This window comes from Ruegeria sp. O5 (genome assembly GCF_056535105.1).
The window spans coordinates 147873-173510 of record NZ_JBQERN010000001.1; the positions used below are offsets into that span (position 1 = coordinate 147873).

26 protein-coding genes are annotated in these 25638 nt (G+C 56.1%); 13 read left to right on the forward strand and 13 right to left on the reverse strand.

Annotated features, from left to right (window positions below; translation table 11 throughout):
• Nucleotides 1-27 precede the first annotated feature (27 nt).
• The 5 genes from ACR0M3_RS00690 to guaA all read right to left on the reverse strand — a co-directional run bounded on the left by ACR0M3_RS00690 (nt 28) and on the right by guaA (nt 5906).
• Nucleotides 28-900: an ATPase gene (locus ACR0M3_RS00690; RefSeq protein ID WP_480472449.1), complete on the reverse strand. Its 873-nt coding sequence runs from the start codon at nt 898-900 to the stop codon at nt 28-30.
• A 46-nt stretch (nt 901-946) separates the two neighbouring features.
• A complete protein-coding gene (locus ACR0M3_RS00695; RefSeq protein ID WP_480909245.1) occupies nt 947-1843 on the reverse strand; it encodes a DMT family transporter in 897 nt (298 codons plus the stop codon).
• A 99-nt stretch (nt 1844-1942) separates the two neighbouring features.
• Nucleotides 1943-3106, reverse strand: coding sequence for an OmpP1/FadL family transporter (locus ACR0M3_RS00700; RefSeq protein WP_480481189.1), 1164 nt, complete (start codon nt 3104-3106; stop codon nt 1943-1945).
• Between the two features lie 123 nt (nt 3107-3229).
• Entirely contained in the window at nt 3230-4135 is a 906-nt protein-coding gene (locus tag ACR0M3_RS00705; RefSeq protein WP_480558544.1) for a DMT family transporter, read from the reverse strand.
• 211 nt (nt 4136-4346) lie between these two features.
• Nucleotides 4347-5906, reverse strand: a complete 1560-nt coding sequence (gene guaA / locus ACR0M3_RS00710) for a glutamine-hydrolyzing GMP synthase (RefSeq protein ID WP_267366260.1) — start codon at nt 5904-5906, stop codon at nt 4347-4349.
• 306 nt (nt 5907-6212) lie between these two features.
• Between guaA and ACR0M3_RS00715 the strand changes: the two genes are divergently transcribed.
• A complete protein-coding gene (locus tag ACR0M3_RS00715) occupies nt 6213-7757 on the forward strand; it encodes a trimethylamine methyltransferase family protein (protein WP_480481183.1) in 1545 nt (514 codons plus the stop codon).
• Here the strand turns inward: ACR0M3_RS00715 and ACR0M3_RS00720 are convergent, their stop codons facing one another.
• Nucleotides 7758-8057 (reverse strand): DUF6477 family protein, encoded by a 300-nt coding sequence (locus ACR0M3_RS00720; protein WP_480481181.1) that lies wholly within the window; start codon nt 8055-8057, stop codon nt 7758-7760.
• A gap of 241 nt (nt 8058-8298) precedes the next feature.
• Between ACR0M3_RS00720 and ACR0M3_RS00725 the strand changes: the two genes are divergently transcribed.
• Nucleotides 8299-9381 (forward strand): DUF6456 domain-containing protein, encoded by a 1083-nt coding sequence (locus ACR0M3_RS00725; protein WP_480481179.1) that lies wholly within the window; start codon nt 8299-8301, stop codon nt 9379-9381.
• Nucleotides 9382-9431: 50 nt separating this feature from the next.
• Here ACR0M3_RS00725 and ACR0M3_RS00730 read toward each other — a convergent pair whose 3' ends face one another.
• Nucleotides 9432-9980 carry a redoxin family protein gene (locus ACR0M3_RS00730; protein WP_480481177.1) on the reverse strand — a complete coding sequence of 183 codons (549 nt, stop codon included), beginning with the start codon at nt 9978-9980 and terminating at the stop codon, nt 9432-9434.
• 261 nt (nt 9981-10241) lie between these two features.
• Between ACR0M3_RS00730 and lipA the strand changes: the two genes are divergently transcribed.
• Nucleotides 10242-11192: a lipoyl synthase gene (gene lipA, locus ACR0M3_RS00735; protein WP_480909248.1), complete on the forward strand. Its 951-nt coding sequence runs from the start codon at nt 10242-10244 to the stop codon at nt 11190-11192.
• Complete coding sequence (locus tag ACR0M3_RS00740; protein ID WP_480909250.1) at nt 11189-12340, forward strand: amidohydrolase; 1152 nt, start codon at nt 11189-11191, stop codon at nt 12338-12340. Before lipA ends, ACR0M3_RS00740 begins: the two co-directional genes overlap by 4 nt.
• An 11-nt stretch (nt 12341-12351) precedes the next feature.
• On the opposite strand, the gene ACR0M3_RS00745 is transcribed toward ACR0M3_RS00740, so the two are convergent.
• A complete protein-coding gene (locus ACR0M3_RS00745) occupies nt 12352-12708 on the reverse strand; it encodes a hypothetical protein (protein WP_480485807.1) in 357 nt (118 codons plus the stop codon).
• Nucleotides 12709-12827: 119 nt separating this feature from the next.
• Nucleotides 12828-13370, reverse strand: a complete 543-nt coding sequence (hpt, locus tag ACR0M3_RS00750; RefSeq protein WP_267365856.1) for a hypoxanthine phosphoribosyltransferase — start codon at nt 13368-13370, stop codon at nt 12828-12830.
• Nucleotides 13371-13442: 72 nt separating this feature from the next.
• Here hpt and ACR0M3_RS00755 point away from each other — a divergent pair, with 72 nt between their 5' ends.
• Together ACR0M3_RS00755 and ACR0M3_RS00760 are read left to right on the forward strand one after the other, a co-directional pair.
• Nucleotides 13443-13889 carry a type II toxin-antitoxin system RatA family toxin gene (locus ACR0M3_RS00755; RefSeq protein WP_480909840.1) on the forward strand — a complete coding sequence of 149 codons (447 nt, stop codon included), beginning with the start codon at nt 13443-13445 and terminating at the stop codon, nt 13887-13889.
• A 37-nt stretch (nt 13890-13926) separates the two neighbouring features.
• Nucleotides 13927-15219: an MmgE/PrpD family protein gene (locus ACR0M3_RS00760; RefSeq protein ID WP_480909252.1), complete on the forward strand. Its 1293-nt coding sequence runs from the start codon at nt 13927-13929 to the stop codon at nt 15217-15219.
• Here ACR0M3_RS00760 and pyrC read toward each other — a convergent pair.
• Nucleotides 15216-16253 (reverse strand): dihydroorotase, encoded by a 1038-nt coding sequence (pyrC, locus tag ACR0M3_RS00765; protein WP_480909254.1) that lies wholly within the window; start codon nt 16251-16253, stop codon nt 15216-15218. The two genes, ACR0M3_RS00760 and pyrC, sit on opposite strands and share 4 nt — an antisense overlap.
• 163 nt (nt 16254-16416) lie before the next feature.
• Between pyrC and ACR0M3_RS00770 the strand changes: the two genes are divergently transcribed.
• Complete coding sequence (locus ACR0M3_RS00770) at nt 16417-17325, forward strand: AAA family ATPase (RefSeq protein ID WP_480553362.1); 909 nt, start codon at nt 16417-16419, stop codon at nt 17323-17325.
• Nucleotides 17326-17383: 58 nt separating this feature from the next.
• Nucleotides 17384-18643: a vWA domain-containing protein gene (locus ACR0M3_RS00775; RefSeq protein WP_480909257.1), complete on the forward strand. Its 1260-nt coding sequence runs from the start codon at nt 17384-17386 to the stop codon at nt 18641-18643.
• Between the two features lie 4 nt (nt 18644-18647).
• Here the strand turns inward: ACR0M3_RS00775 and ACR0M3_RS00780 are convergent, their stop codons facing one another.
• A complete protein-coding gene (locus ACR0M3_RS00780; RefSeq protein ID WP_267365861.1) occupies nt 18648-19148 on the reverse strand; it encodes a hypothetical protein in 501 nt (166 codons plus the stop codon).
• Nucleotides 19149-19378: 230 nt separating this feature from the next.
• Here ACR0M3_RS00780 and ACR0M3_RS00785 point away from each other — a divergent pair, with 230 nt between their 5' ends.
• Together ACR0M3_RS00785 and ACR0M3_RS00790 are read left to right on the forward strand one after the other, a co-directional pair.
• On the forward strand, nt 19379-20347 hold the full coding sequence (locus ACR0M3_RS00785) for an XdhC family protein (RefSeq protein ID WP_480909259.1): 969 nt from the start codon (nt 19379-19381) through the stop codon (nt 20345-20347).
• The gene (locus ACR0M3_RS00790; RefSeq protein ID WP_480909262.1) at nt 20344-21345 is read left to right on the forward strand and encodes a molybdopterin-binding protein; all 1002 of its coding nucleotides are present in this window, start codon (nt 20344-20346) and stop codon (nt 21343-21345) included. The genes ACR0M3_RS00785 and ACR0M3_RS00790 overlap by 4 nt, the downstream gene beginning before the upstream one ends.
• Nucleotides 21346-21388: 43 nt before the next feature.
• Here the strand turns inward: ACR0M3_RS00790 and ACR0M3_RS00795 are convergent, their stop codons facing one another.
• Entirely contained in the window at nt 21389-22288 is a 900-nt protein-coding gene (locus ACR0M3_RS00795; RefSeq protein WP_480505367.1) for a MurR/RpiR family transcriptional regulator, read from the reverse strand.
• Nucleotides 22289-22374: 86 nt separating this feature from the next.
• Here ACR0M3_RS00795 and ACR0M3_RS00800 point away from each other — a divergent pair, with 86 nt between their 5' ends.
• From ACR0M3_RS00800 to ACR0M3_RS00810, 3 genes are all read left to right on the forward strand, one after another.
• On the forward strand, nt 22375-23148 hold the full coding sequence (locus ACR0M3_RS00800; RefSeq protein WP_480564971.1) for a beta-keto acid cleavage family enzyme: 774 nt from the start codon (nt 22375-22377) through the stop codon (nt 23146-23148).
• Complete coding sequence (locus ACR0M3_RS00805; RefSeq protein ID WP_480564968.1) at nt 23145-24461, forward strand: aspartate aminotransferase family protein; 1317 nt, start codon at nt 23145-23147, stop codon at nt 24459-24461. The genes ACR0M3_RS00800 and ACR0M3_RS00805 overlap by 4 nt, the downstream gene beginning before the upstream one ends.
• A gap of 76 nt (nt 24462-24537) precedes the next feature.
• Nucleotides 24538-24927 (forward strand): hypothetical protein, encoded by a 390-nt coding sequence (locus ACR0M3_RS00810; RefSeq protein WP_480909265.1) that lies wholly within the window; start codon nt 24538-24540, stop codon nt 24925-24927.
• A 57-nt stretch (nt 24928-24984) separates the two neighbouring features.
• Here the strand turns inward: ACR0M3_RS00810 and infC are convergent, their stop codons facing one another.
• The gene (gene infC / locus ACR0M3_RS00815; RefSeq protein ID WP_480492811.1) at nt 24985-25575 is read right to left on the reverse strand and encodes a translation initiation factor IF-3; all 591 of its coding nucleotides are present in this window, start codon (nt 25573-25575) and stop codon (nt 24985-24987) included.
• Nucleotides 25576-25638: the final 63 nt, after the last annotated feature.

The window sequence follows — 25638 nt, forward strand, 5'->3', positions numbered from 1 at the left end:
TTCGAAGAGATTAGGGAAAACTGGTAGTTAGGCGTTATTGCGTCTGGCCTCAAGGGTACGTTCGATCAACTCATCGAAATCGGCCGCATCGCGGATCTTGCCGATGTCATTGGCATCAATCGTCACGCCCCAGTTCTTTGCCATCGCCTCGTACCGGGGCTGACGATGGGCCAGGGCTTGTGCATAGGTCCAGCGGACAAAATCATCGGGGTTGACCTCGGTCTCTGCACAGCCGTGTTGATCCAGATACTCTGTCCAGGAACGGGTCAGGAAATCGGCCTGATAGGACATGGGTTTTGGGGCCTTGTCGAAACGGCGCACAAGATCGGCCGTATGACCCTCGTCACCCTTCAGCCAGATCATGAGGGTGTGCCGCGCGAGTTCGGACAAAACCTGATCCCTTGGGTCTTTGGGATCCACCCACTCGCAGATGGATCCGCCCGTATCGCAGATAAAGTGAGGATATTTGTACAGACGCTCGGCGCGGTCGATGAAGTATTCGGTGTCCAGCAGCGCATGAATTTCGGCCAAGCGAAACTGTTCCTGCCTGCGGCGGTATTCCGGCATGTCCAAGCCGCCCAGATCGGGGTTTCCCGGCTTGCCCAGATAAGCAGCAACAGGTGTCAGATTGGCGAATGAAATATTCGAACCGATATAGATCGAATCCGACAACAGCAGTTCACGCAAGAACGGAACTTTCATGGCCTCGGCCTTGGCATTGTCGGTGATGTACTCGCCCATATAGCGCGTTCCGATCCGGTAATCGATCGAGTAGTGGAACCAGTTCCCGGAATCTCTGAGGATGTTGGATACGTAGGTCTTGCCTAATCCTGACATGCCAAAGAACAGCACTTTCTTGCGGCTTGCGGTGCGCCAGTCATTGGCTGAGGTGTAGATCATTTTGCGCTGTCCTTTTTGCCCTAGCTAAATCGGGCAGCGCACGGCGTCAATTGGGCCGGGACGAACGATTCAGAACCAAAAGGCCAATCGCCAGAACGGCAAAGCCCAGAAAGGCGTTTGGGGACAGGGACTCTTCGCGCAGCAATGCGCCCAGAACAATAGCGACCGGGGGTATGACAAGCGTCACCAGCATCAGATTGCCACTGCCGGCCATTGCCAAAACCCGATAGTAAAGCAGATATGCGCCGGCCGTTGCGACTATCGCATAATACCCGATGGCCGCCCAGGTTATCGCGGGTAACGCCAAGCTGGGTATTCCATCAACTGCTAGTGTTATTGGTAATACCAGCACTGTCGAAGCCGTCAGCATACCGGCGGCGGCAATCACTGGGGAAAGGTGCGATAACGTTTGCCTCGCCCAAGCCGCGGCACATGCGTAGGAAACTGTTCCGGTCAACACTGCAATCTGAGCGGCGCTTTGCAGGCTGAAATTCAAGAAATTCTGCACTCCGATCGCGATTGAGACACCAAGAAAGCCCAAGCAGACACCCAGTAGCCGGGTCTTTGTCAATCGTTCGTCGCGAAAAAACAGTGCTGCAATCAGAACGCCGAAGATCGCAGTCGCCGCGTTCAGGATCGCCGTCAGACCCGTGTCAATGTACAGCTGCCCCCAAGCCATCAGGCTAAAGGGGATGACGTTGTTCAATAGCCCCATGACCAAAAAAGCGCCCCAGATACCGGGCGAGCGCGGCACCTTGATCCCCTTGATCCAAGTCACCAGCCACAAGACAAGCATGGCCCAGAATGTGCGATGCAAAACCGACGTCATCACGGGAAGCGTGTCCAGAGCGACCCGGATGGAAACAAAGGAGGCGCCCCAGATCAGTCCAAGCAACAAAAGCTCGGCCCAGGCGCGAAGAGAGAGGTGTTTTTGTGCATCCATACGGGCACTGTTTCATTTAAGTTAACCAACGGCGACCCGGTTCATGCGAAAAAGCCCCGCAGAAACTGCGAGGCTTTGTAGGAACATATGATACTCAGATCAGTTCAGAGCGTATGTGATCTGGAAACCAACGCTCCAGGCGCTGTTGCCTGTGAATGTACCACGTGCCGCCGGACCGGCGCCATTCGCGGTGGCATCTCCGATATCCGTGTAACGTACACCACCGGAAATTTTGGCATTCTCAAGAGAATAGGTGCCACCCAGACCGATGCTCCAGAACCCATCTGTCGGGCCGAGGTTCGACACCGGCGTACCTTGGGAAGATTCGTAGCCCAGTGTCACAGCACCAGAAAACTCTTCCGAGAACTGATAGCCCAAACCCAGAGAGTAGGTGAAGGTGGCTTCGTCATAGTCAACCAGGTTCGTGGTCGGTGGATAGTTTGGCGGGTTATACACAAGCTGTGGCCAGTCGACCCAACGGATCGAGCCAAACAACAATGTCTTGGGCGCCACACCGGTCTGGAAATCCAAGTTGATTGACTGCGGTGTTTCAATCTCACTTGTGGTGTTGAACGTTGCCACAGTCCCCGGCGGAATTGGTGGGATAGGAGGCGGATTGAGCGATTCTGTCTGCGAAAGGTCGTGGCTGATCTTGGAGTTATAAGTCAGCGATACACGTGCTGCGATTTCGGGTTTTTCCCAGGCGACACCAACAACATACCCAAATGCGGTATCAGCGCTGGTATCCACCTGATAGCCTGCGGTAATGGGAACAGTTATCGAGGCCTTGACGCGCTGCGCGCGAATACCACCGATCGCACTGAACCCGCCATCGAATTTGTAGCGCAGCAGCGCTGTGATGGCATCTGTATCCGCTGTCGCCCTCAGGCTGTCGGTTCGACCGCCGGGAATTGGGTTGATAGACAGGGGATACGTGCTCGCGTACTGAATATCGGCACCGAAGGGCTGATCATACATGATGGCGAAATCAAGCTTTTCTGTAAGCGCCGTTTTGTACCCCAAGTGCGGTGTAAAAAAGTCGTTCGCAACTTCACCTGAATCAACGGGTTGGCCACCATTTGTGCCAAAAACGTCTGGCATCGTGCCGGTCACGCTTGGGTCGGTATACCCCAACCGAAACTGAACTGCAGAGCCTTCTTCAAAGATCAGGTTGATACCCTGACCGCTGCGGTCCAGGCCGCCTGCAAAACCAGCCGTTGCTCCAACGCACAAAGCGCACGTTGCGAGTAGTGTTGTTTTCATTCTGTCCTCCCGAACTTTTTCGAGTATTTGCCTGGCGAAGAATTGAGTGAGTCCAGCGCCTACTCGTGTGTAATGCGCGATACTTTCTTTTCAGTTAGTTTAAGGTCAACTGGTGACGGTGCGTTACTTGTTGCCACTACAGTTCTGAACTGTTGCTAAACTGTTACGATTTTCGGACCAGATGTTCAGGAAAATGCCTGCAAAGATGATAGCGGCGCCGATCAGCACCCAATGGTCGATGGGCTCGTGATAGAGGATCATTCCGATCACCGCGATTGTCGGAAGGCGTGCAAAATCAAAGGGAATTACGACGGTTGCCGGGGCGATAGACAGGGCATTGGTAATGCAAAAATGCGCCAGCAAACCCGCCAACCCAACCAGAATCAAGTAGGGCGCGGTTTGCATTGTCGGAAGCACAATCTGACCGTCGATGCCAGCGGCTGTGGCCCCAAGGACCGCTTGCATTGCGGTCAGCCAGAAAACGATACACCCAATACTGGCAAATCGCGTAAGCTTCTTGGTGGTAATCGTTGTAAACGCAAAGAAAACCGCTGATGCCGCTGCTGTTATTAAGCCGGGGCTCAGGGGGGCAGCGCCTGGGCGTGTGACGATCAGAACCCCTGAAAACCCAATTAGCGCCGCAATCAACTTGAGCGGGGTCAACCGTTCGTTCAGAAACAGCGGCGAAAGCAGGATCACCCAAAGCGGTTGAGTGAACTCCAGCGCGAAAACCTGTGCCAAAGGAGCCACTGCCACGGCGTAGAACCAGAGATTTTGCCCTGTAAAGTGTAAGGTGTTTCGTAAAGCATGCAATCCCAGCCGTTCGGCTGAAACCTGCTGCCAGTTGCGCGTTAAAGTCAGGACTGTTGCAACAACAACGAACCCCACGATGCTGCGATACATCATGATTTCAAAGGTATCATGCGCAGAACTCAGCTCACGCCCTGCAACCGCCATGGATGAGAATGAGGCGATCGCACCTGTCATCCATAGACCGGCCTTCAACACGTCTTTCTGCGCATGGCTCATTTCGGGCGTCCCTCAGGTTCGTCGCGTAGCCGCGCGGCCAAAAGACCGCAAGGCCAAGAGCTTATGATAAGCAGGCTAGGTTTGCCCGGCCATTCAAACGTCGAAGGTGCACCAGATTCAAGGTCGTATAGATGACTGCCCCGAACAAAGGCTTGAACGAGAAGGACGTTTTGCAGCTCAATCAGTTAAGTTTTACGCAGACACCCACCGGTTATTCCCACTCGATGGTGCCGGGTGGTTTCGATGTGATGTCATAGGTGCACCGGTTGATGCCCTTAACCTCATTGATGATCCGCGTTGCCGTTTCGCCCAGGAACTCATGGCTGAACGGGTAGTAGTCTGCGGTCATGCCATCGACAGATGTGACGGCCCGCAGCGCACAGGCGTAGTCATAGGTGCGTCCATCACCCATGACGCCTACCGTGCGCACTGGCAAGATGGCGACAAAAGCCTGCCAGATGTCGTCATAGAGGCCGTGTTTACGGATCTGGTCGATATAGATCGCATCGGCTTCCCGCAAAATACCCAGTTTCTCACGTGTGATTTCACCGGGGCAGCGGATTGCCAGACCGGGGCCGGGGAAGGGGTGGCGTCCGATGAAGCTCTGCGGAAGGCCAAGTTCGCGGCCAAGCGCGCGAACCTCATCCTTGAACAGCTCTCGCAGGGGTTCGACCAGTTTCAGGCCCATCTTTTCAGGCAAGCCACCGACATTGTGGTGCGATTTGATGGTTACAGAAGGACCGCCCGAGAATGACACCGATTCGATTACATCCGGATAAAGCGTTCCCTGGGCCAGGAACTCGGCCCCTTCAATGGTGTCGGCGTGTTTCTGGAAGACGTCGATGAACAGCTTGCCGATGATCTTGCGTTTGGTCTCCGGGTCGCTTTGCCCTTCAAGCTCGCCAAGGAACAGTTCAGATTCGTCCGCGTGGACCAGTTGGATGTTGTAGTTGTCGCGGAACATGCCGACGACCTCTGTCGCCTCGTTCTTGCGCAATAGCCCGTGGTCGACGAAGACGCAGGTCAACTGGTCTCCAATCGCCTCGTGGATCAAGATTGCCGCGACCGAGCTGTCAACGCCGCCCGACAAACCGCAGATGACCTTCTTGTCGCCAACCTGCTCGCGGATCTTGCGGATCATCTCCTCGCGATAGGCCCCCATGGTCCAGTCGCCCTTGAAACCGGCCAGCTTGACGAAGTTCTCGTACAGCTTCGCGCCCTTGGGCGTGTGGTGCACCTCGGGGTGGAACTGCACGGCATAGAAATGGCGCGCTGGATCGGCTGTGATCGCAAAGGGCGCGTTAGGCGATGTGCCAAAGACCTGAAATCCCGGCGCGATTTCACTGACGTGGTCACCGTGGCTCATCCAGACCTGTTCATCCCCGTCGTCAAACCAGCCCTTCAGAATTTCCAGTTCGTCTTTTGGCGTGACAAAAGCCCGACCGAACTCGGCGGTGCCATGGCCACTTTCGACCTTGCCGCCAAGCTGGTGCATCATCACTTGCTGGCCATAACAGATGCCCAGAATCGGCACGCCGTAGTCAAAAATCTCTTGCGGAGCACGGGGCGACCCTTCGCGCGTCACACTGTCCGGCCCGCCCGAGAAGATCACGGCGCGCGGGGCCATTTCCCGCACGAAATCCATCGTGACATTCTGGTAAGGGTGAATTTCGCAATAGACATTCAGTTCGCGCAGGCGGCGGGCAATAAGCTGCGTAACCTGGCTGCCGAAGTCGATGATCAGAAGGCGGTCGTGGGATGTCTGGGTCATGTCAGCGCCTTAGGGCAAGCCTGCACATTTCGCAAGAGCGAGGTCCGATTCCGGCGCGGGATTCGATGAAGATCGCCACACAGGCCTTCGGCACTCGTGTTTCCCGCCGTTCGTGATCCGAAGTAGACAGGTGCGGTAACAATTGGGCCGCACTTTCCAAAATCCGATTATCCCCAATGGCAGCCCGTTGGCGGGATTGCAGAACGGCAATGTCGCTTTTTCCCCCAACGTGCCGCAATCCCTATGCTTGCGTTCCGGCAAACCTGTATCAAACGCTCAATCTAACCAACAACACGGGATCTTCTCATGACCGAGGCAAACACCCGGCGCAGGGCGAGAGGTGGCGGTGGCGCTGCCCGCCGTGCCGAGCGGACTGCAGTTCGTATCGAGACCGCGAAATACATCGAACGCAACATTCCGAACTTCGAAATCCTCAATGAAGAGGCACTGGAGATCATCGAAAACAATGCGGAAACCGTGTTGGAAGAGATCGGTGTTAACTTTGTTGATAACCCTGCCGCTCTGGAACGCTGGCGCGACGCTGGCGCGGATATCGACGGTGAACGCGTGCGCATTCCGCGTGGCCTGGCTCGTGAGCTGATCAAAACTGCGCCCAGCGAGTTTACCCAACATGCCCGCAACCCCGAGAAATCGGTCGTAATCGGTGGTCGAAACATGGTTCTGGCCCCGGTTTACGGCCCTCCTTTCGTGCGCGATGCACAGGGCGGCCGTCGATACGCGACGATGGACGACTTCAACAAGTTCGTGAAACTCGCCTATATGTCCAAGTGGTTGCACCATTCGGGCGGTACTGTGTGTGAGCCGACCGACATTCCGGTGAACAAGCGCCATCTGGACATGTTGAAGGCGCACATGACCCTGTCGGACAAGCCTTTCATGGGTTCTGTGACCGATCCCAGCCGGGCGCAGGATTCGGTCGAAATGTGCGAAATCCTGTTCGGCAAGGAGTTCGTTCAGCAAAACACGGTGATGACGTCGCTGACCAACATCAACTCGCCGATGACATTCGACGATGTGATGATGGGCTCGCTGGAAGTCTATGCACGTAACAATCAGGCCTGCATCATCTCGCCCTTTATTGTGGGCGGCGCGATGGCGCCGGTCTCGGTAGCCGGTACTTTGACACAGGTTCTGGCCGAGGTTCTTGCCGGTGTGGCGTACAGCCAGATCGTCCGTCCCGGTGCACCCGCGATCTTTGGTGCATTCGTGACTTCGATCGACATGAATTCAGGTGCCCCGACCTTCGGAACACCAGAAGCTGCGCATATCACCTATGGCGCGGGTCAGCTGGCGCGGCGTCTGAACTTGCCCTATCGGTCCGCAGGATCGTTCTGTGGCTCGAAACTTCCGGATGCGCAGGCGGCTTATGAAACAGCGAACTCGCTGAATATGGGACTGTTGGCTGGCGTGAACTTCATGTTGCATGCCTGCGGCTGGCTGGAAGGCGGCCTGGTGGCCGACTTCGAGAAATTCGTTATGGATGCCGACCAGTTGGGTGTTTTGCATTCGCTGGCCAAGGGCGTGGCCTATGACGAAAACGCGCAGGCCATGGATGCGATCCGGGAAGTTGGCCCGGGCGGGCATTACCTAGGATGTGCCCACACGCAGGCGAACTTCAAGGAATCGTTCTGGAAGTCCGATCTGCTGGACTACAAGCCATATGAAACCTGGCAGGAAGAAGGCGCGCGTGATACGCGGGCTCTGGCCTCTGCGCGGGTTGAACACCTGCTGGCTAATTACCAGCAACCGCATATGGAACCGGATACAGCCGCAGCGCTGGAAGCCTATATCGCCGAGAAAAAGGCCTCCTTGCCGGATGCGTTCTCCTGATTACTGAAGGACCGGGGCGCGGCTGGCCTGATACAGCCGCGCCTCACCCAACAGCGCGATAAGAATGTCGAGATGCCGGACCAGAGAGTATGCGGCATCATCTTCTTTGCGCAGTTCATTTACCTCTTTTTCCATCTCCATCAGTCGCAGCAGGGCCTGACCTGAACCCGGCAATGATCCGTATCCCAGAATACGTTGCAGATGCCTGTCCCGGTTGTACTCTCTCGCTCCGAAATTGGCGGCTCTTGCCAACATGCGTGGGCGGTGAAGCGTTGAGATCATTGTCATCAGGTCCTGCATCTTATGTGTCCTGTGTCTGAGGGTTTACGGGACCATTAAATGCACAACCTAAGCGGGTGTTGCCTGCGTGACAGCCTCTCCGAACGATGGTTTCACGACTGTTTATCTTTTTGAATCAAATCTGGTTCGTGCCTTGTGAGGTTAACGAACGAGTAACGAATGGACCTCTAGTTAGATTTGGTTAACCCGCAATCCGAGGGCGAAAAGTGACATTTTGTTTTGTCGACGAGGGCAAATAATCATGGAAAACAACATGGCTTTCACCATTCCGGCATGGGTTCCAGAGGGGGCGCAAAGATACCTTGCTCATACCGAAACCGGACGCTCGATCCGCGATATCGCGAGATCGGCAGGCTGCCATGCGTCAACCATCCTCCGGCAAATCCGGCGTATCGAGATGCGCCGTGACGATCCATTGGTGGATGCTGCTTTGCAATCGCTGGCAGAAACACATTTTTCCATGTCCGATGACGCAGGCGACGCGGTCGTGATCGCGGATGAAGCTGCCCAGGAAGAAGCGTTCGAAAGAGAAGCATTGCGCATTTTGCGCCGCCTGAGTGAAACCGGTTCGGTTCTTGCCGTGGCTGAAGAAATGGACAAAGCGGTAGTCGTTCGCGACACCGGCAACGCCGGAGCGACCAGAACCGCGGTCGTCGATTGCGAGATCGCTCAGGCTCTGGCCTTAAAGGACTGGATTTCCTGCGATAACCCCGGTCGTATTTCACGGTATCGGATTTCTGCAGCTGGCCGAACGGCCCTGAGCCACCTGATTGCGAAAGCGGAAAACAAGGCGCGGGTGGGGACTGAATTTGGATTTGCCGAAGCCCAGTCGTTGTTTCAGTCTAAGACGTCGGCCGGGGCGGCTGACCGGATCAAGCGCATTCGCTATAGCGCCACGGAAAGCCCGTTGGTTGCCCTTGCACGCAGGCGTGACCGCGATGGCAAGCCTTTTCTGGATGAATCGCTTGTCAGCGCCGGAGAGCGTTTGCGCGAAGATTTCGAATTGGCGCAGATTGGCCCACAGGTTTCACAGAACTGGGACCGGTTTCTTACGGCTGGTGGCCGTGGCTGTTATGACAGTGAAAGCCACGGAGGAAAGGGGTCATCCGATGCGCGGGATCGCGTGGCGCGGGCCTTGTCTGATCTTGGCCCCGGACTAAGTGACGTTGCCCTGCGGTGTTGTTGCTATCTCGAAGGGTTGGAACTGGCGGAAAAGCGTATGGGCTGGTCTGCACGATCCGGCAAGATTGTTCTGCGGATCGCATTACAGCGGCTGAAACGCCACTATCAGGATCAGGCTGAACGCGACCGCATGATTGGCTGAAGGCACAAAAAAGGCCCGTCATAACGGGCCTTTATTCGTCTTGTTAATACTCAGGCCAGTTCGGGCTCTGCCGTCGCCTGAAGATGTTTCATCAGGTTTTCGGGCGAAGACACGCCATAGGGATCTTCGGGGCAGTTATCCATCAGGCCAGGTTCTTCGAACCAAGCTTCGACAACGCCGTCGTTTACGATGGCCGCATAGCGCCATGACCGCATGCCAAAGCCCAGATTATCCTTGTCAACCAGCATACCCATTTTGCGGGTGAACTCGCCCGATCCATCCGGAATGACCTTTACGTTGGTCAGGCCCTGATCTTGCGCCCATTTGTTCATCACAAAGCTGTCGTTGACAGACATGCAGTAGATTTCATCGACGCCCCGGGCAATGAAATCGCTATACCCGTTTTCAAAGCCGGGCAGTTGATATGTCGAGCAGGTGGGCGTGAACGCACCGGGCAACGAGAACAGGATCACGCGTTTTCCTGCAAAATAGTCAGCGGTGGACTTGTCTTCCCAACGGAATGGGTTTGGTCCTTCGATTGAGTCATCACGGACACGGGTGTGAAAGGTCACGTTGGGCAGAATTGCGCCGGATTTCATGGTCAAGCTCCTGTGATTCACTTGTGATTTTGTTGTGACTTAAAACAGTTCCAAACTACCTTCAATCGACGAAACGCCGCATTTTGAACTAATAATCTCTTCTCATTAGGCATTGAAAACATGCGGTAAAACGGGAATTTGCAATCGTGCTCTTGCTTATGCACGGCGGCGTTGCATAGCGGCTATGCGCCGCTGGTGTAACACTGCGCATCTGTCTATGTTATGAGCGACAGGATTGACCCAAAGTCAGGAAAATTGCCCGTGCGAGATCTGAAGATCCCCGAACAGCGCCATCCGGAAAAAGCGCACCGCCCGGATAATGCGCAGCCCAAGAAACCGAACTGGATCAGGGTCAAGGCACCCGGCGGCAAAGGTTATGCAGATACGCGCCGGATCATGCGCGACAACAATCTGGTCACCGTCTGCGAAGAGGCAGGATGCCCCAATGTCGGCGAATGCTGGAGCCAGGGTCACGCCACCATGATGATCATGGGCGAGATTTGTACCCGTGGCTGCACATTCTGCAATATCGCTACCGGTCGCCCAGACGACCTTGACGCCTTTGAACCCGGCCGGGTGGCACATGCAGTCGAAAAACTTGGCCTGAACCATGTGGTTATCACCTCTGTCGACCGGGATGATCTGAGCGATGGAGGAGCCGAGCATTTTGCGCAGACCATCCGCGCGGTGCGGCACCGCTCTCCCAAAACCACGATCGAGATTCTGACACCCGATTTTCTGAAATGCGATGCGGATGTTCTGGAAATTGTGGTTCAGGCGAAGCCGGATGTCTTCAATCACAATCTGGAAACCGTACCGGGTTTGTACCCCGAGGTTCGCCCCGGTGCGCGGTACTTCCATTCCCTGCGTCTTTTGCAGCGGGTGAAAGAACTTGATCCGTCGATCTTTACCAAGTCTGGCATCATGGTTGGGCTTGGCGAAAACGAACAGCAGGTGCGCCAGGTCATGGAGGATATGCGCGCGGCGGATATCGATTTTTTGACGATTGGCCAGTATCTGCAACCAACGCCGAAACACCACGGCGTTGATCGTTTCGTTACACCCGACGAGTTCGCGTCATACGAAAAGGCGGCATACGGCAAAGGCTTTCTGATGGTATCTGCGACACCTTTGACCCGGTCTTCTTATCACGCTGGTGACGATTTCACCCGACTGCGCGCGGCGCGTCTAGAAAAGCTACAAAAAGCGTGACACCGGATAAGATCGCGCGACTGACTCGTCTGCGCCACGAGCTGCATCAACACCCCGAACTTTCGGGACAAGAAAAGAAAACCGCGGCGCGGGTGGCTGAATTTCTGCGCGACGCTGGTGCTGACCATGTTATGACCGGAATAGGTCGGCACGGGATCGCTGCTGTTTTCGAAAGTGGCCAACCCGGTCCCACGCTGGGCATTCGCTGCGAAATGGATGGGCTGCCGATCCAGGAGTTGGCGAACCATTCCCATGTATCACAGGTCGCGGGCAAAGGGCATTTGTGCGGTCACGATGGGCATATGACAATGGTTCTGGGCGTGGCAGACGGGTTGAAGCATCAACGCCCCAAGAAGGGCCGCGTCGTATTGATTTTCCAGCCAGCCGAAGAGACTGGCCATGGTGCAATCGCTTTCCGGGCTGATCCCCAATACGCCGAGGTTGCGCCCGACCTCGTGTTGTCGTTGCACAACTTACCTGGGTTGGAGTTGGGGGCGGTTGAAATTTGTGACGGTCCTGCCAATTGCGCATCACGTGGGATGCAGATTGTTCTGACCGGAAAGACGTCACATGCTGCTGCTCCTCAAGATGGGGTGTCGCCTGCCGGTGCGCTGGCTAACCTGATGCCGGCTTTAAACGCGTTAGAGGGCGGCGGGGATCTTAATGACGATTACGCATTGACCACCGTCACACATGCCACGTTGGGTGAGCGCACGGTCGGAGTAGCACCGGGGCGGGCCGAGCTGTGGGTGACGCTTCGCACCGTCACGGACGCGAGAATGGCGCAACTGATCAGCGACGCTGAGTCGCTGGTCCGCGAAACGGCCAAAGCCGACGGGCTGGCGGTCGAAATCAGTTATGACGAAGTGTTTGAGGCTTGTGCCAATCACCCGGAAGCAGTTTCGATCCTGTCCAAAGCCTGCACGGAGCAGGGCGTTTCTTGCAGGTTGACCGATCAGCCACAGCGTTTTTCAGAAGATTTCGGCCAGTTTGGAAAAAGCGCGAAAACCGCCATGTTCTGGTTGGGGTCGGGGAGCGACCATCCCCAGTTGCACAACCCGGACTATGATTTCCCGGATGCGCTTATTCCGATTGGGACCGGGATATTTTTGAAGGCCATCGACGCTGTGTTAGGCCGCGACTGCTAGGACCGAGGCTTTCAGTTCATCAGATCGCCAACGATTCCAACAGCTTCTATTACAGTCTTCGTATCATCCGATATCGAGATTATTTCGTCGTCGACCCGAATATACCGTTGCCCTGGCTTCAGCGGTTTGAGCTTCCAGTTGTCGAGCTCGTCAATATAATCAAAACGCAGGTCGTTCGGCAATTTCTGACCTCGGGTGTATCGTTTGATTTGACCGGGCGGAACAGCTTTGCCGTTTGACTTAATGGATTTCTCTACTTTGGTTTTGTTGGCACCTTGCCCTTTGCCCTTGTTGTCTTTTGCATAAGACGCACCTGCAAGGGACACGATCGCCAAAAAGACGCCCGCTATCGCGAAAAACCGCTTCATTATCAATACTCCTGCTATTTCCTGAAAGGTAAAGCGACGAGGCGATGATTGTCCAATGATGTTCTAAAAATAGAATTTTAAACAGGTCTGAGCACGTGATCTGTAAATTGCCCGCTCAGCTATTCGTCTGTAAAGCGGACTTTGCCAATATAGGGCAGGTTGCGATTGCGTTGGGCGTAGTCAATTCCATATCCCACGACAAATTCGTCTGGAATCTCAAACCCGATCCAGTCTGATCGGAAATCCACTTCACGGCGGCTCGGCTTATCCAGCAGGGCAATGGATTTCAGGCGCGCGGGGTTACGGCTTTGCAGCAACTTGGTGACATGGTTCAACGTATGACCGGTGTCAACGATATCCTCGACAACCAGCACGTCGCGCCCTTCAATTGCGCCGCGCAAGTCTTTGAGAATACGAACTTCCCGGCTGCTCTCCATCGCGTCTCCGTAAGAAGAAGCTTCAAGGAAATCCACTTCGATCGGAAGGTCAAGTTCGCGCACAAGGTCGGCGATGAATACAAAGCTGCCGCGCAGCAGGCCCACGACCACCAGCTTGTCGGTGTCTTTGAACTCTGCCGAAATGTCGCGACACAGCTCCTCGATTCGAGCAGCGATGGCCTTTGCCGAGATCATCTCATCTATCACATATGCGCGGTCAGTCATCGCAGCCCCCTTGATCTTTGGCGCGCAACATACGACATGACGCGCCATTGTCACCTGCAAATACCGGACATCATGCCTATCCATTCGGAAACCCGCCACCTGCCGTATACAGCCCAGCAGATGTACGACCTGGTTGCCGATGTGGCCAAGTACCCCCAATTTCTGCCATGGTGTGCTGCTGCCCGCATTCGCAAGACCTATGCGCTGGAAGAGGCTGAGGTGATGGAGGCTGATCTGGTCATCTCGTTCAAGGTTTTCCGGGAACGATTTGGCAGCAAGGTAACCCTGTTTGCGGATCAAAAGAAAATCGACACCGAATACCTGGACGGCCCCTTCAAATACATGAAATCCGACTGGCAGTTCGAGGACGCGCCTGGAGGGGGCTGCAACGTCTCGTTCCATGTGGATTTCGAATTCAAGAACGCCATCCTGCAAGGGATTATCGGTGTGGTTTTCAACGAAGCGATGCATCGGATCGTGCGCGCGTTCGAGGCGCGCGCGCAAGAACTCTACAGCTAGGTCTTTACCCTTGTCAGGCGCACGCTAGACTACGCGCATGACGGAATTTACAGTATCATTGGCCGCTTTTGCGGCAGGGCCGATTTCTACGTCGTCTCAGGCGCGAATCGTCACATCGCTATCTGTTCTTGACTGGGTCGCTGTGGGCCGGGCAGGCGCGCGCGAACCCGTCTCAACCACGGTTCGCGACATGATACTTTCCGAGGGCGGGAACCCTCAGGCGCATCTCTTTGGCGGCGGCTCGGCGCCGCTACGTGGTGCGGCGTTGGTGAATGGCACGGTGTCTCACGCGCTGGATTACGATGACACGCATTTCGCCCATATCGGGCATCCTTCCGTCGCCATTTTGCCTGCAGCCCTTGCGGTGGCCGAATGGGATGACCGTATTCTTGTCGACTTTCTCGAAGCCGCTTTGGTGGGTATGGAAACCTCAATCCGAATTGGCTTGTGGCTGGGGCGCGGTCACTATCAGGCAGGGTTTCACCAGACGGCGACATCCGGTGCCTTTGGGGCGGCAGTCGCTGTTGGCCGTTTGCTGGGTTTTGACGCAAACCAGATGCGAATGGTTCTGGGTCTGACGGCAACGCGTGCGGCGGGGCTGAAGGCGCAGTTCGGAACCATGGGCAAGCCGTATAACGCCGGACTTGCCGCTTCAGCAGGGGTCGAGACTGCCTTGCTGGTACAGCGCGGTTTTCAGGCCAACGCCGACGCGCTGGAGGGTCCTTATGGATTTGGGGCAACGCATCAAGGTGCAGCGGATCAAACTGCTCTGGATGGGTTGGGCGATGAATGGCTGTTTGAAACGGTCAGCCACAAGTTTCACGCCTGTTGCCACGGTCTTCACGCCGCTCTGGAAGCCGCGCGGGAGTTGGACATAGCGGAGCCAGAGGTCGCCGAGATCCAGATAAAAACGCATCCGTGCTGGATGAGTGTGTGCAATCAGCTGTCGCCGACAACCGGACTGGGAGCCAAGTTTTCCTATCGGACAGTGATCGCGATGCAGGCGCTGGGATATGATACGGCTTTGCCAGGCAGTTTCACTGACAAGGTCTGCGTCGACCCGCGTATAACGTCTTTGCGCAACCGCATCACGGTCGAGGCAGATGACAGCCTGTCAGAAACGCAGGCGCATCTGTCCCTGCTGCGTCGCGATGGCATTCGCCGCGAAGCGACGCATGATCTGCTGAACCCAATGCCGCTGTCTGACCGCGAGGACCGCGTGCGCGACAAAGCGACCAAGCTGATCGGCGCGGATGAGGCGGACACGATCTGGTCGATGCTGCGCACCGGGGGACGTGCTCGCGATTTGGCCGAACAAGTGGCGGGTTAAGCCACGCGCCAGTGCAACGGAAAGCCCGGGTCAAACACAGTGACCGGTCCATCGCCTGTGTCAATCTTTGAGGGATACGAAACGGGCTCACCCTTGGTCAGGGTAATCATATCCTGGTTCACCGGTAAGCGATAGAAACCCGGCCCGTTGATCGACACAAAGCCTTCCAGCTTGTCCAATGCATTTTCCCGGTCAAACATTTCGGCGACCAAAGACATGGTGTTGGTCGCTGTGAAACAACCGGCACAGCCACAAGCCATTTCCTTGTTTGCATCTGTGTGCGGGGCGCTGTCTGTACCCAGAAAAAACCGCGCATCGCCCGATGTTGCGGCGGATAGCAGGGCCAGACGGTGTTCCTCGCGCTTGGCAACGGGAAGGCAATAGTAATGCGGTTTGATGCCACCAACCAGGATATGGTTGCGGTTGATAATCAGGTGATGCGCCGTGATCGTTGCACCCAGATCAACCGCGTTGGCTTTGACATAATCCACACCATTTGACGTGGTGATATGTTCCATCACCACACGCAGGCCTGGTGTCGATCTGCGGATCGGATCCAGAACACGGTCTATGAACACGGCTTCGCGGTCAAATATGTCGATCTCGGAATCCGTCACCTCGCCATGCACACACATGGGCAGGCCGATTTCGGCCATCTTCTCAAGCACCGGGCGCACTTTGTCGAAGTCGCGCACACCCGAGGCGGAGTTGGTGGTAGCCCCGGCAGGATACAGCTTGACGGCTTTGATCAGACCGCTGGCATGGGCCGCTGCGACATCTGCGGCATCTGTATCTTCGGTCAGATACAGGGTCATCAACGGCTCGAACGTCATACCATCGGGCAGAGCCGCCATAATGCGGTCTCGATAGGCGGCGGCCTGATCGCCGCGCACAACCGGCGGTACAAGGTTCGGCATAATGATCGCACGGGCGAAATGGCGCGCGGTTTCGGGCAGGACGGCCTGTAGCATCGCGCCATCGCGCAGATGCAGATGCCAGTCGTCGGGGCGGCGGAGCGTAAGGGTGTCGGTCATGGCCTTCCGCTAGCATAGCTGTTGCGAAAGACCAACTGCGTCCACGCAAGGCACAAAAAAAATCTTGTCAACCGACCTGAACGTCGTAGCTCTGTCCAAGGTTGAGGCCTTGACGCCCAGACACTTGCATGACCTGTTTATCCCTAAAGCAGAGAGGGGTTCCATGACACAGCCAGATTCCATCGATGCCGTGCAGCAGATGCTGGGTCGTCAGGGCTATGTCTGCGGTCGCGCCCTTGCGACGGTTGTGTTCCTGTCGCTGAAGCTTGGACGCCCGTTGTTCCTGGAAGGCGAAGCAGGGGTTGGAAAGACCGAGATCGCCAAGGCTCTGGCATCCGGGTTGAACCGGCGCCTGATCCGGTTGCAGTGCTACGAAGGGCTGGATGCGTCGTCAGCTGTTTACGAATGGAATTTTCCGGCGCAGATGGTCGCGATCCGAACGGCTGAGGCCGCGGGTGGGGCCGACCGGGGTGCGTTGCAGACTGAACTGTTCTCGGACGAATACCTGATCGAACGCCCCTTGTTGCAGGCGATGCGCCCGGACGAAAACGGAGCGCCAGTTCTGCTGATCGACGAATTGGACCGGACCGACGAACCGTTTGAAGCGTTTCTGCTCGAAGCGCTCAGTGACTTTCAGGTCACCATCCCCGAACTTGGCACTATAAAAGCACCTGAACCGCCCATCGTGATCGTCACCTCGAACCGGACGCGGGAAGTGCACGATGCTCTCAAGCGCCGTTGCCTCTATCATTGGGTCGATTACCCCAACTTCGAGCGTGAGCTCGAAATCCTGCACGCCCGTGCGCCTGAAGCCGCGGAAGCACTCAGTCGCGAGGTTGTAGCCTTTGTTCAGCGTTTGCGCACCGAGGATTTGTTCAAGAAACCCGGTGTGGCCGAGACCATCGACTGGGCGAAATGCCTGTTGGCGCTGGATGTGATGAACCTCAGCCCCGAGGTGATCGGGGATACGCTGGGTGCGATCCTCAAATATCAGGACGACATTCAAAAACTTCAGGGGTCCGAGGCAAAACGCATCCTCGACGAGGCCAAGGCCACGCTCGAACCGGTCTGATGTTTCATCTTTTTTCAAATACTCCGGGGATATGGGGGCAGAGCCCCCGTAACGTCTGATGGCCGAACAACTTCCGCTGGATATCCCGGACAACCCAAAGCTGGCGCACAACATCACCCATTTTGCCCGCGCACTCAGAAAGGCTGGGCTGCCAATCGGACCCGGTCGCGTGATCGACGCTATTCGTGCCGTGCAGGCGGCAGGTTTTTCCGAGAAACAGGATTTCTACTGGACCTTACACGCCTGTTTCGTGAACCGCCCGGAACACCGCGTGATTTTTGCGCAAGTCTTCCGAATGTACTGGCGAGACCCGCGTTACATGGAACACATGATGGCGATGATGCTTCCTGCAATTCGGGGCGTTCAGGAGGAGCGCAAGGCCGACGCCGGTGAAAAGCGCGCGGCTGAGGCACTGCTGGACGGGGTTGAGCGTGATTTGCCGGACGCTGCCGGGCAAGAGGAAGGCGAAACCGAGATCGAAATCGACGCGACCCAGACCGCCTCATCCGAGGAACGGCTGCGCAATCTGGACTTCGAGCAGATGAGCACGGCCGAAATCGCGCAGGCCAAGCGCGTATTGGCGCGGATGACACTGCCGGTAAAGCCAATTGAATCACGCCGCGGGCAGACAAGTCATTTGGGGCACCGCATCGACCGTGCCCGCACATTGCGCGCGGCCATGCGGCAAGGGGGTGAGTTGCGCGAAATTGCCAGGCTACAGCCCAAACTACGCTGGCCAAATCTTGTCGCACTTTGCGATATTTCCGGCTCGATGAGCCAGTACAGTCGGATCATCCTGCATTTCCTGCACACGGTATCGAACACCAAGGGAGCGGGTTGGGCCAAGGTCCATGCCTTCACATTCGGCACACGCCTGACCAACATAACGCGCCACCTGCACCAACGAGATGTAGACGCGGCACTTGCCGCCGCAGGTGCCGAGGCACAGGATTGGGAGGGCGGCACTCGTATCGGCGAGTGCCTGCATCAATTCAATCGGGACTGGTCACGCCGGGTGATGGGGCAAGGGGTGGTTGTTCTGCTGATCACCGACGGGCTCGAGCGAGGTGATCCCGAGCTCCTTAGGAAAGAGATTGAGCGTCTGCACCTGTCCTCAAAACGCCTGATCTGGCTGAATCCCTTGTTGCGTTGGGACGGGTTCGCGCCCAGGGCGCAAGGGGTTGCCGCGATGCTGCCGCATGTTGACAGTTTTCGCGCAGGGCATTCGATTGCCTCACTCGAAGACTTGGCCACAGCGATTTCACAACCCGACGATCATGGGCAGAAAGCGCGGCTGATGGCCGCGCTTTCCGACTAGCAGCTTACGACAGCTGTTCTTCATTGCACTTGCGGGCCATCTCCATGGCTTTGTAAGTGCCTGTCAGATCGACTGTGAAGGCATATGTTGTCTCAGGGAAAACGATCATGACCTTTTTCTTGGCCAGATCATCCGCGAACTGAGGGCTGTCCGACAGGACATATCCACCGGAATAGCCTTTGGTGATGTTACCTTTCATGCCGGTTGCTTCACCCAGATAGATGTTGTCGCCCAGCAGGATAGCAACTTCTTGCGTCTCGCCACGTTTGATATCGGTTTCAGCCTTGGTGAACACGCCGACATATCCCACACCGCGATCTTCGGTCAGTCCCATCTGAACGACGTTTTCCGCATCATCAACGGCCTCGATCAGGCAGGATTTCTTTTCATTGTCGATGAAGACTTTCCAGCCTTCAACCTCTCCATAGCGTTGGAATGTGTCAGCCCACGCTGCGGTTGAAGTCAAAAGACCAACTGCCGCGCCCAGTGCAAGAAATCGTTTCAACTGCGTGTCTCCGATCTATGAATTGTTTGTTATGCAAGCCAGACCTGATGTCGGTTGCCCGCACAGGCTAGAACTCGGGTCACAAACAATCAATGCTATGATTTGTTGAATATTTCTCGGGCCGTGGCGTTACCCCATGGGGTTCAATATAGACCTTTTGGTAAGCCTGATGCGCTTTTCATCCCGCAAATCCCGCTTATGTTGGTGTCATAGGTCATCCGGAGGTTCCGATGGAGCGATTCGACAATAGTCCTGAAACGGCGCTTGACTGGCACCGCAGCGGGCGCGGCGCGGCGCTCGCTACAGTTGTCGAAACCTGGGGCAGTGCGCCGCGGCGGGTGGGATCCCAATTGGTGATTGGTGGCGATGGTCGGATCGAAGGTTCCGTTTCTGGCGGATGTGTCGAAGGTGCTGTTATCGTCGAGGCGCTTGAAGCCATTGATGAAGGCGAAGCGCGTTTGCTTGAATTCGGGGTCAGTGATGACGATGCCTTTGCGGTTGGTTTGGCCTGTGGGGGGACCATACGCATTCTTGTCGAACCCATAGGACAAGTCCTGCCAGAATCTATGTTGGCGGAACTGGTTGCCGCTCGGGCCGCTCGAACGCCCGTTGCCTACGAAGTCAACATCGGAACCGGGCGCAGGGCGCTGCGTCGCAACGCTTATGCCGACAGGCTGCGTATGGATCGGTCAGGGTTCGAAGAGGATGGCCAGACCTTTGTCGCAGTACATAACCCACCGCTGAGGTTGCTGGTTGTTGGGGCGGTTCACATCGCGCAGGCTCTGGTACCGATGGCGCGGATTGCGGGCTATGATCCAACCATTATCGACCCGCGTGACGCTTTCGCGTCCAGTGTGCGTTTTCCCGGCGAAACGATCCTGACGGATTGGCCGGATGAAGCCGTTGCGAAGCTGGGACTGGACGCGCGCACCGCTATTGTCCTGCTGACACATGACCCAAAACTCGATGATCCGGCGCTACAAGCCGCGTTGGACGCCGATGTGTTCTATATCGGTGCATTGGGGTCAACACGCACCCATGCCAAGCGCATTGAGCGTATGAAAGCGGCTGGTTTCACCGATGCGCAAATCTCTGGCATTCATGGTCCCATTGGCCTGGATATCGGGGCCGCCGGTCCCTCGGAAATCGCGGTTGCGATACTGGCACAGATAACGGCCGTTCTGCGAGGGAAAGCATGAAATTTGGGCCTGTGCCGGTGTCCCAGGCAGAGGGGGCCATTCTGGCGCATTCGGTTACAGCGGATGGGCGAAAGTTCCGCAAAGGGCTTGAATTGCGCTCGGAACATTTGGCGCAACTGGAAAAGGCTGGTCTAAGCGAGGTCATTGTTGCCCGGCTGGATACCGGTGATTGCCATGAAGATCAGGCGGCACGCAAACTGGCGTCTGCGCTGGCACCTGATCCAGCTTCAGCCAACTTGCGGGTAACCGAGGCATTTACCGGGCGGGTAAATCTTTTGTCCGATGGGCCCGGGGTTGCCGTGCTTGATGTTCGCGCACTTGAAATGTTCAATCTGGTCAATCCGATGATTACCGTTGCGACCGTTCCACAGTACCAGCAAATGGGGGCGAACGGCATGGTGGCGACCATTAAGGTCATCTCATATGCCGTGCCAGAGGCTGATGTTCAGCGCGCCGCCGGGCTGGCACAAGGAGCTGTGCGTTTGGCGCGGCCAGTTCATCGGACAGCCGGTCTTGTTGTCTCAGAGATACCCGGTGGGCCACCGAACGAAAAGGGGATTGCCGCCATTCGGGGACGGGTCGAGGCATTGGGAATGGAGCTTTCGGAGGTGCAGATTGTTCCGCATCGAACGGATACTTTGACCAGCGCGATTTCTAAGGGGAAGGGCGATCTTCTGATGATATTGACGGGATCGGCCACCTCGGACCCGAACGATGTCGCACCGTCGGCTGTTCGGCAGGCCGGTGGGACGATTGATCGCTTTGGTATGCCGGTTGATCCGGGAAACCTGCTGTTTCTGGGGGACTTGCAGGGCCGACCTGTGATCGGCTTGCCGGGATGCGCCCGCTCTCCGACGTTGAATGGGGCGGATTGGGTGCTGTCGCGTGTTGCATGCGGCATTGAAACAACAGGTGCAGATATTGCCGGAATGGGTGTTGGCGGATTGCTGAAGGAAATCCCGACCAGACCTCAGCCGCGAGCGAAACGAAACGACTGACCGCCGCCAAGGTCCGCTATATTGCGTATGTACTATTCATATTCTAGGGTTTTCTCATCCTTGGCAACACGCCGGGTCGCCAATACGCGCCGGTGTCCTCCCGCGCTTTCTGAAACTGTTCGACCCTATCCCGGGCAGCTTCGCCCCCTGCATCAAAGAGATGACCGAGCAGGCATTCCAGAACCGCCATCGCGCCAGAAAAGCTTGAAAACGGATGTAATGTGCGGGTGCTGACGGGCAGAACCACATCCGGGTTGACGCCGGGGGCAATCACCTCGCTATCCGACAGCAGTACAATCTTTATGGCCCTGTCGCGGGCAAAGCGCATCGACTGGATCGTATCTGCGGAGTAGGGATGGACCGTGATGGCAAACAAACAATCCTCGGACGTGGCCTCGACCAGGTCATCGATGGCCGAGCCCATGTGCCGAGGTATCAGCTGTAATCCGGGATGGGCCATGCGCCCCGCGTAGTGAAAATAATAGGCCAGCGCATGACTGGACCTTGTGGCGGTCACATAACAGTGACGTGCAGACACCATGTATTCAACGGCACGCTTGGCCAAATTCGGCTCCATCAGACGCAGAGAGCGGGACACAACATTCATCTCATTGCGCGCGAATCTGGCCTGTGCGCCGTGGAAAGGGTCTTGTCCGGGTGATGTGGTTAGCCACCCATGACCTATCCTGTCTTCGCTGTCTGTTGTGAGGGCAAGGCGAAATGGGTGGCGGAAGGCGTCAAAACTGTCGAAACCCATACGCTGCGCCAGTCGAACAAGAACACTGGTGCTGATGCCGATCCGGTCAGCGGTCACCCGGACCGGGTTCAGGCCGAAATCACCGGGATGGTCGATGATATACTTCGCCGCGACTTGCATCTGCGCAGGCATCTCATCGATCTCGCGCCGAATTTGGCTGGTCAAGGCTGCAAGGGTGGGTGTCATGCAGAAAAGAAACATATGTTTTCTTTAGTGTAAATTGAAAACGTCATCCAGCGACTCTAACTGAGGGCAAAGACTTGGGTGGTGCTATGACATCAAAAACAACTGACAGCTTGGACAGGCCCTACATTCTGGTTGCGCCAAACGGCGCCCGGCGGAGCGCGTTGGATCATCCCGCCTTACCGCTCAGGATTGATCAGATCGTCACGTCAGCACGGGATTGTCATGCTGCGGGTGCGGACGGGTTGCATCTGCATATTCGAGATGCAGACGGACTGCATTCACTGGACGCCGGATTGTACCGGGAAACGCTTGCGGGATTGCAGCGCGAGGTTCCAGGAATGGAGCTACAGATCACGACCGAAGCAGCCGGGCAGTTCGACGTAGCATCGCAACTGGACTGTTTGCAAAAGGTGCAACCTGAATGGGCCTCAATCTCGGTGCGTGAAATCGCGCGCGACCTGAACCTTGCGCCCAGGGTCTATGCACAATGCGCGGATCAGGGCACGCGGGTTCAACATATACTGTATGATGCTGACGATGCACGACTACTGGACCATTGGCGCGCTCAGGGCATCGTACAGGCGGATCAGACAGACCGTTTGCTTGTTCTGGGGCGATACGGTGATGGCCAGCAATCTATGCCAGCCGATCTAGAGGCTTTTCCAAAAAGCCCGGCTCGTTGGATGGTGTGCGCCTTTGGTGCGCAAGAACATGCCTGTCTGGCCGAGGCTGCGCGACGCGGTGGTGACGTGCGGGTTGGGTTTGAAAACAGTCTGACCGGGCCGGATGGCAGACCGTGGGCAGATAACGCGGCTTCGGTCGCAGCATTAGTTGAATTGCTTGGAAGGGCAAAGAAATGAGTCATGTTTTCCCACGTCACACGAAATCGGACCTCCCCGTCGCGGTTGGCGGCGATGGCTGTTATCTGATTGATACAGAGGGCAAGCGATACCTGGATTGCGGTGATGCCGCAGTATCATGTCTGGGTCATTCGAATCAGGCTGTGATCCAAGCGGTACAGCAGCAGGTGGAACAGATCGCCTTTGCACATACCGGGTTCATGACATCGGAACCGGCCGAGGTTTTGGCCGAATTGTTGATCCGGCATGCACCGGGGGATCTGGACCGTGTGTATTTTGTTTCGGGCGGGTCCGAAGCGACCGAAGCGGCAATCAAACTGGCGCGCCAATATTTCCTTGAAATCGGACAACCTGAACGCCGTCACGTTATCGCGCGAAAGCAAAGCTATCACGGCAACACTTTGGGGGCTTTGTCCGCCGGGGGCAACGCATGGAGACGGGCACAATTCGCCCCGATGCTGATCGAGATGACCCATATCTCTGCATGCTACGAATATGCCGAAAAACCGGAAGACGAGAGCAGTTTTGACTACGGCCAGCGTGTGGCGAATGAATTGGAAACTGAAATTCTGCGGCTGGGTCTCGATACGGTCATGGCATTTATGGCCGAACCAGTGGTCGGGGCCACCCTTGGCGCAGTTCCTGCGGTTGAAGGATACTTCAAGCGTATTCGCGAGATTTGCGACCACTATGGTGTGATGTTGATTTTGGATGAGGTGATGTGTGGTATGGGCCGAACCGGTCACCTGTTTGCCTGTGATCATGACGGTATCGAACCGGATATTCTTTGTATTGCCAAGGGGTTGGGGGCTGGATATCAACCAATCGGGGCCATGCTGTGCACCGGTAAGATCTATGACGCGATTCGCGATGGATCAGGGTTTTTCCAGCATGGGCACACCTATGTCGGTCATCCGGTCGCCACAGCCGCCGCATTGGCGGTGGTCCGTGAGTTGACCGAACGGGATTTACCTGCGCGTGCCGGGGTCATGGGCAACAAGCTGCAATCCGCCCTTGAGGCAGCATTCGGACAGCACCCGAACGTGGGAGATATCCGTGGTCGTGGGTTGTTCCGAGGTGTTGAACTGGTCGCTGACCGTGACACCAAGGAACCTTTTGATCCATCACGCGGCATCGCAGGTAAGGTGAAAAAGGCAGCACTGGCCGAAGGGTTGATCTGCTATCCCATGGCTGGCACGCGGGATGGCCGGAATGGTGATCATGTCCTGCTGGCACCACCTTTTATCATCGAAGAGGAACAGATAGGCGAACTCGTCAGCAAACTGGAACGCGCCATTTCCGCCGTGCTTTGACATTACCGTGAGTGCACTGTTCGCCCGCAGCTTATTTGTTAGTGTCGCGGGAGAAGTATCTGAAAAGGCGAAATCAATGGTGCTGGATATTTGGCGCAGCTTCCGCGCGCTTCCCCTTTGGGTTCAGATCTGGGTGGCCGTAATATTGGTGCCGGTTAATTTGGTTCCGCTTGCTTTCCTGGATCAGCCGCAGGGGATGCTCATCGCTGTTCTGGCGATTACCGGTATGGCGCTGAACATACCCATCATGGCGGTTGCGCGCGGGATGAGCGGTGCGATGGCTTTGCCGCACATTCTGTGCTGGGTTCCACTGGTTGTCATCGTAACGCTTTTGTTGTTTTCCGATTCGACCCTGAGCATTGCCTTCATCAAGTTTCTTTGGGTGCTTCTTATCGTTGACATAATTTCCTTCCTTTTCGACTTCAGAGATGCGGTCAACTGGTTACGAAGCAGGCGCGCGACCTGAACAAAAAAGCCCCTTCGGCAGCGAAGGGGCTTTGATCGTTTCTGTCTTTTAAGCAGATTACTTATGCGGAAGCGGGCCGATCATCATGACCATCTGACGGCCTTCCATCTTCGGCATGTTTTCGATCTTGCCGACCTCTTTGATGTCTTCGGCCACACGTTCCAGCAATTCGCGACCCAGGTTCTGGTGTGCCATTTCACGGCCACGAAAGCGCAGGGTGACTTTGACCTTGTCGCCCTTTTCCAGAAACTTAAAGACGTTCTTCATTTTGACGTCATAGTCATGCGTATCGGTGTTCGGTCGGAACTTGACCTCTTTCACTTCGATGACTTTTTGTTTTTTGCGCGCTTCGTTTTCGCGTTTTTGCGTTTCGTACTTGTACTTGCCGAAATCCATGATCTTGCAGACCGGTGGGTTCGCATTGGGCGAGATTTCGACCAGATCAAGACCTGCATCTGCGGCCATCTGCATGGCTTTGGCGGGATGAACCACCCCGACGTTTTCACCTTCGGCGCCAATCAGGCGAATTTCGGGGGCACGGATCTTATCATTGACGCGCGGGCCGGTGTCTCTCTGTGGCGGCGCGTTGTGAGGTCTGCGAGCTATGGGTTCATTCCTTTGATGATTGCAGAATTTCGAGCCCGGAATTTAAACCGGGCAGAGCCGCACTTCAAGCGGCATAAATACAGGGTAATGCGAAAAAACTTGTTT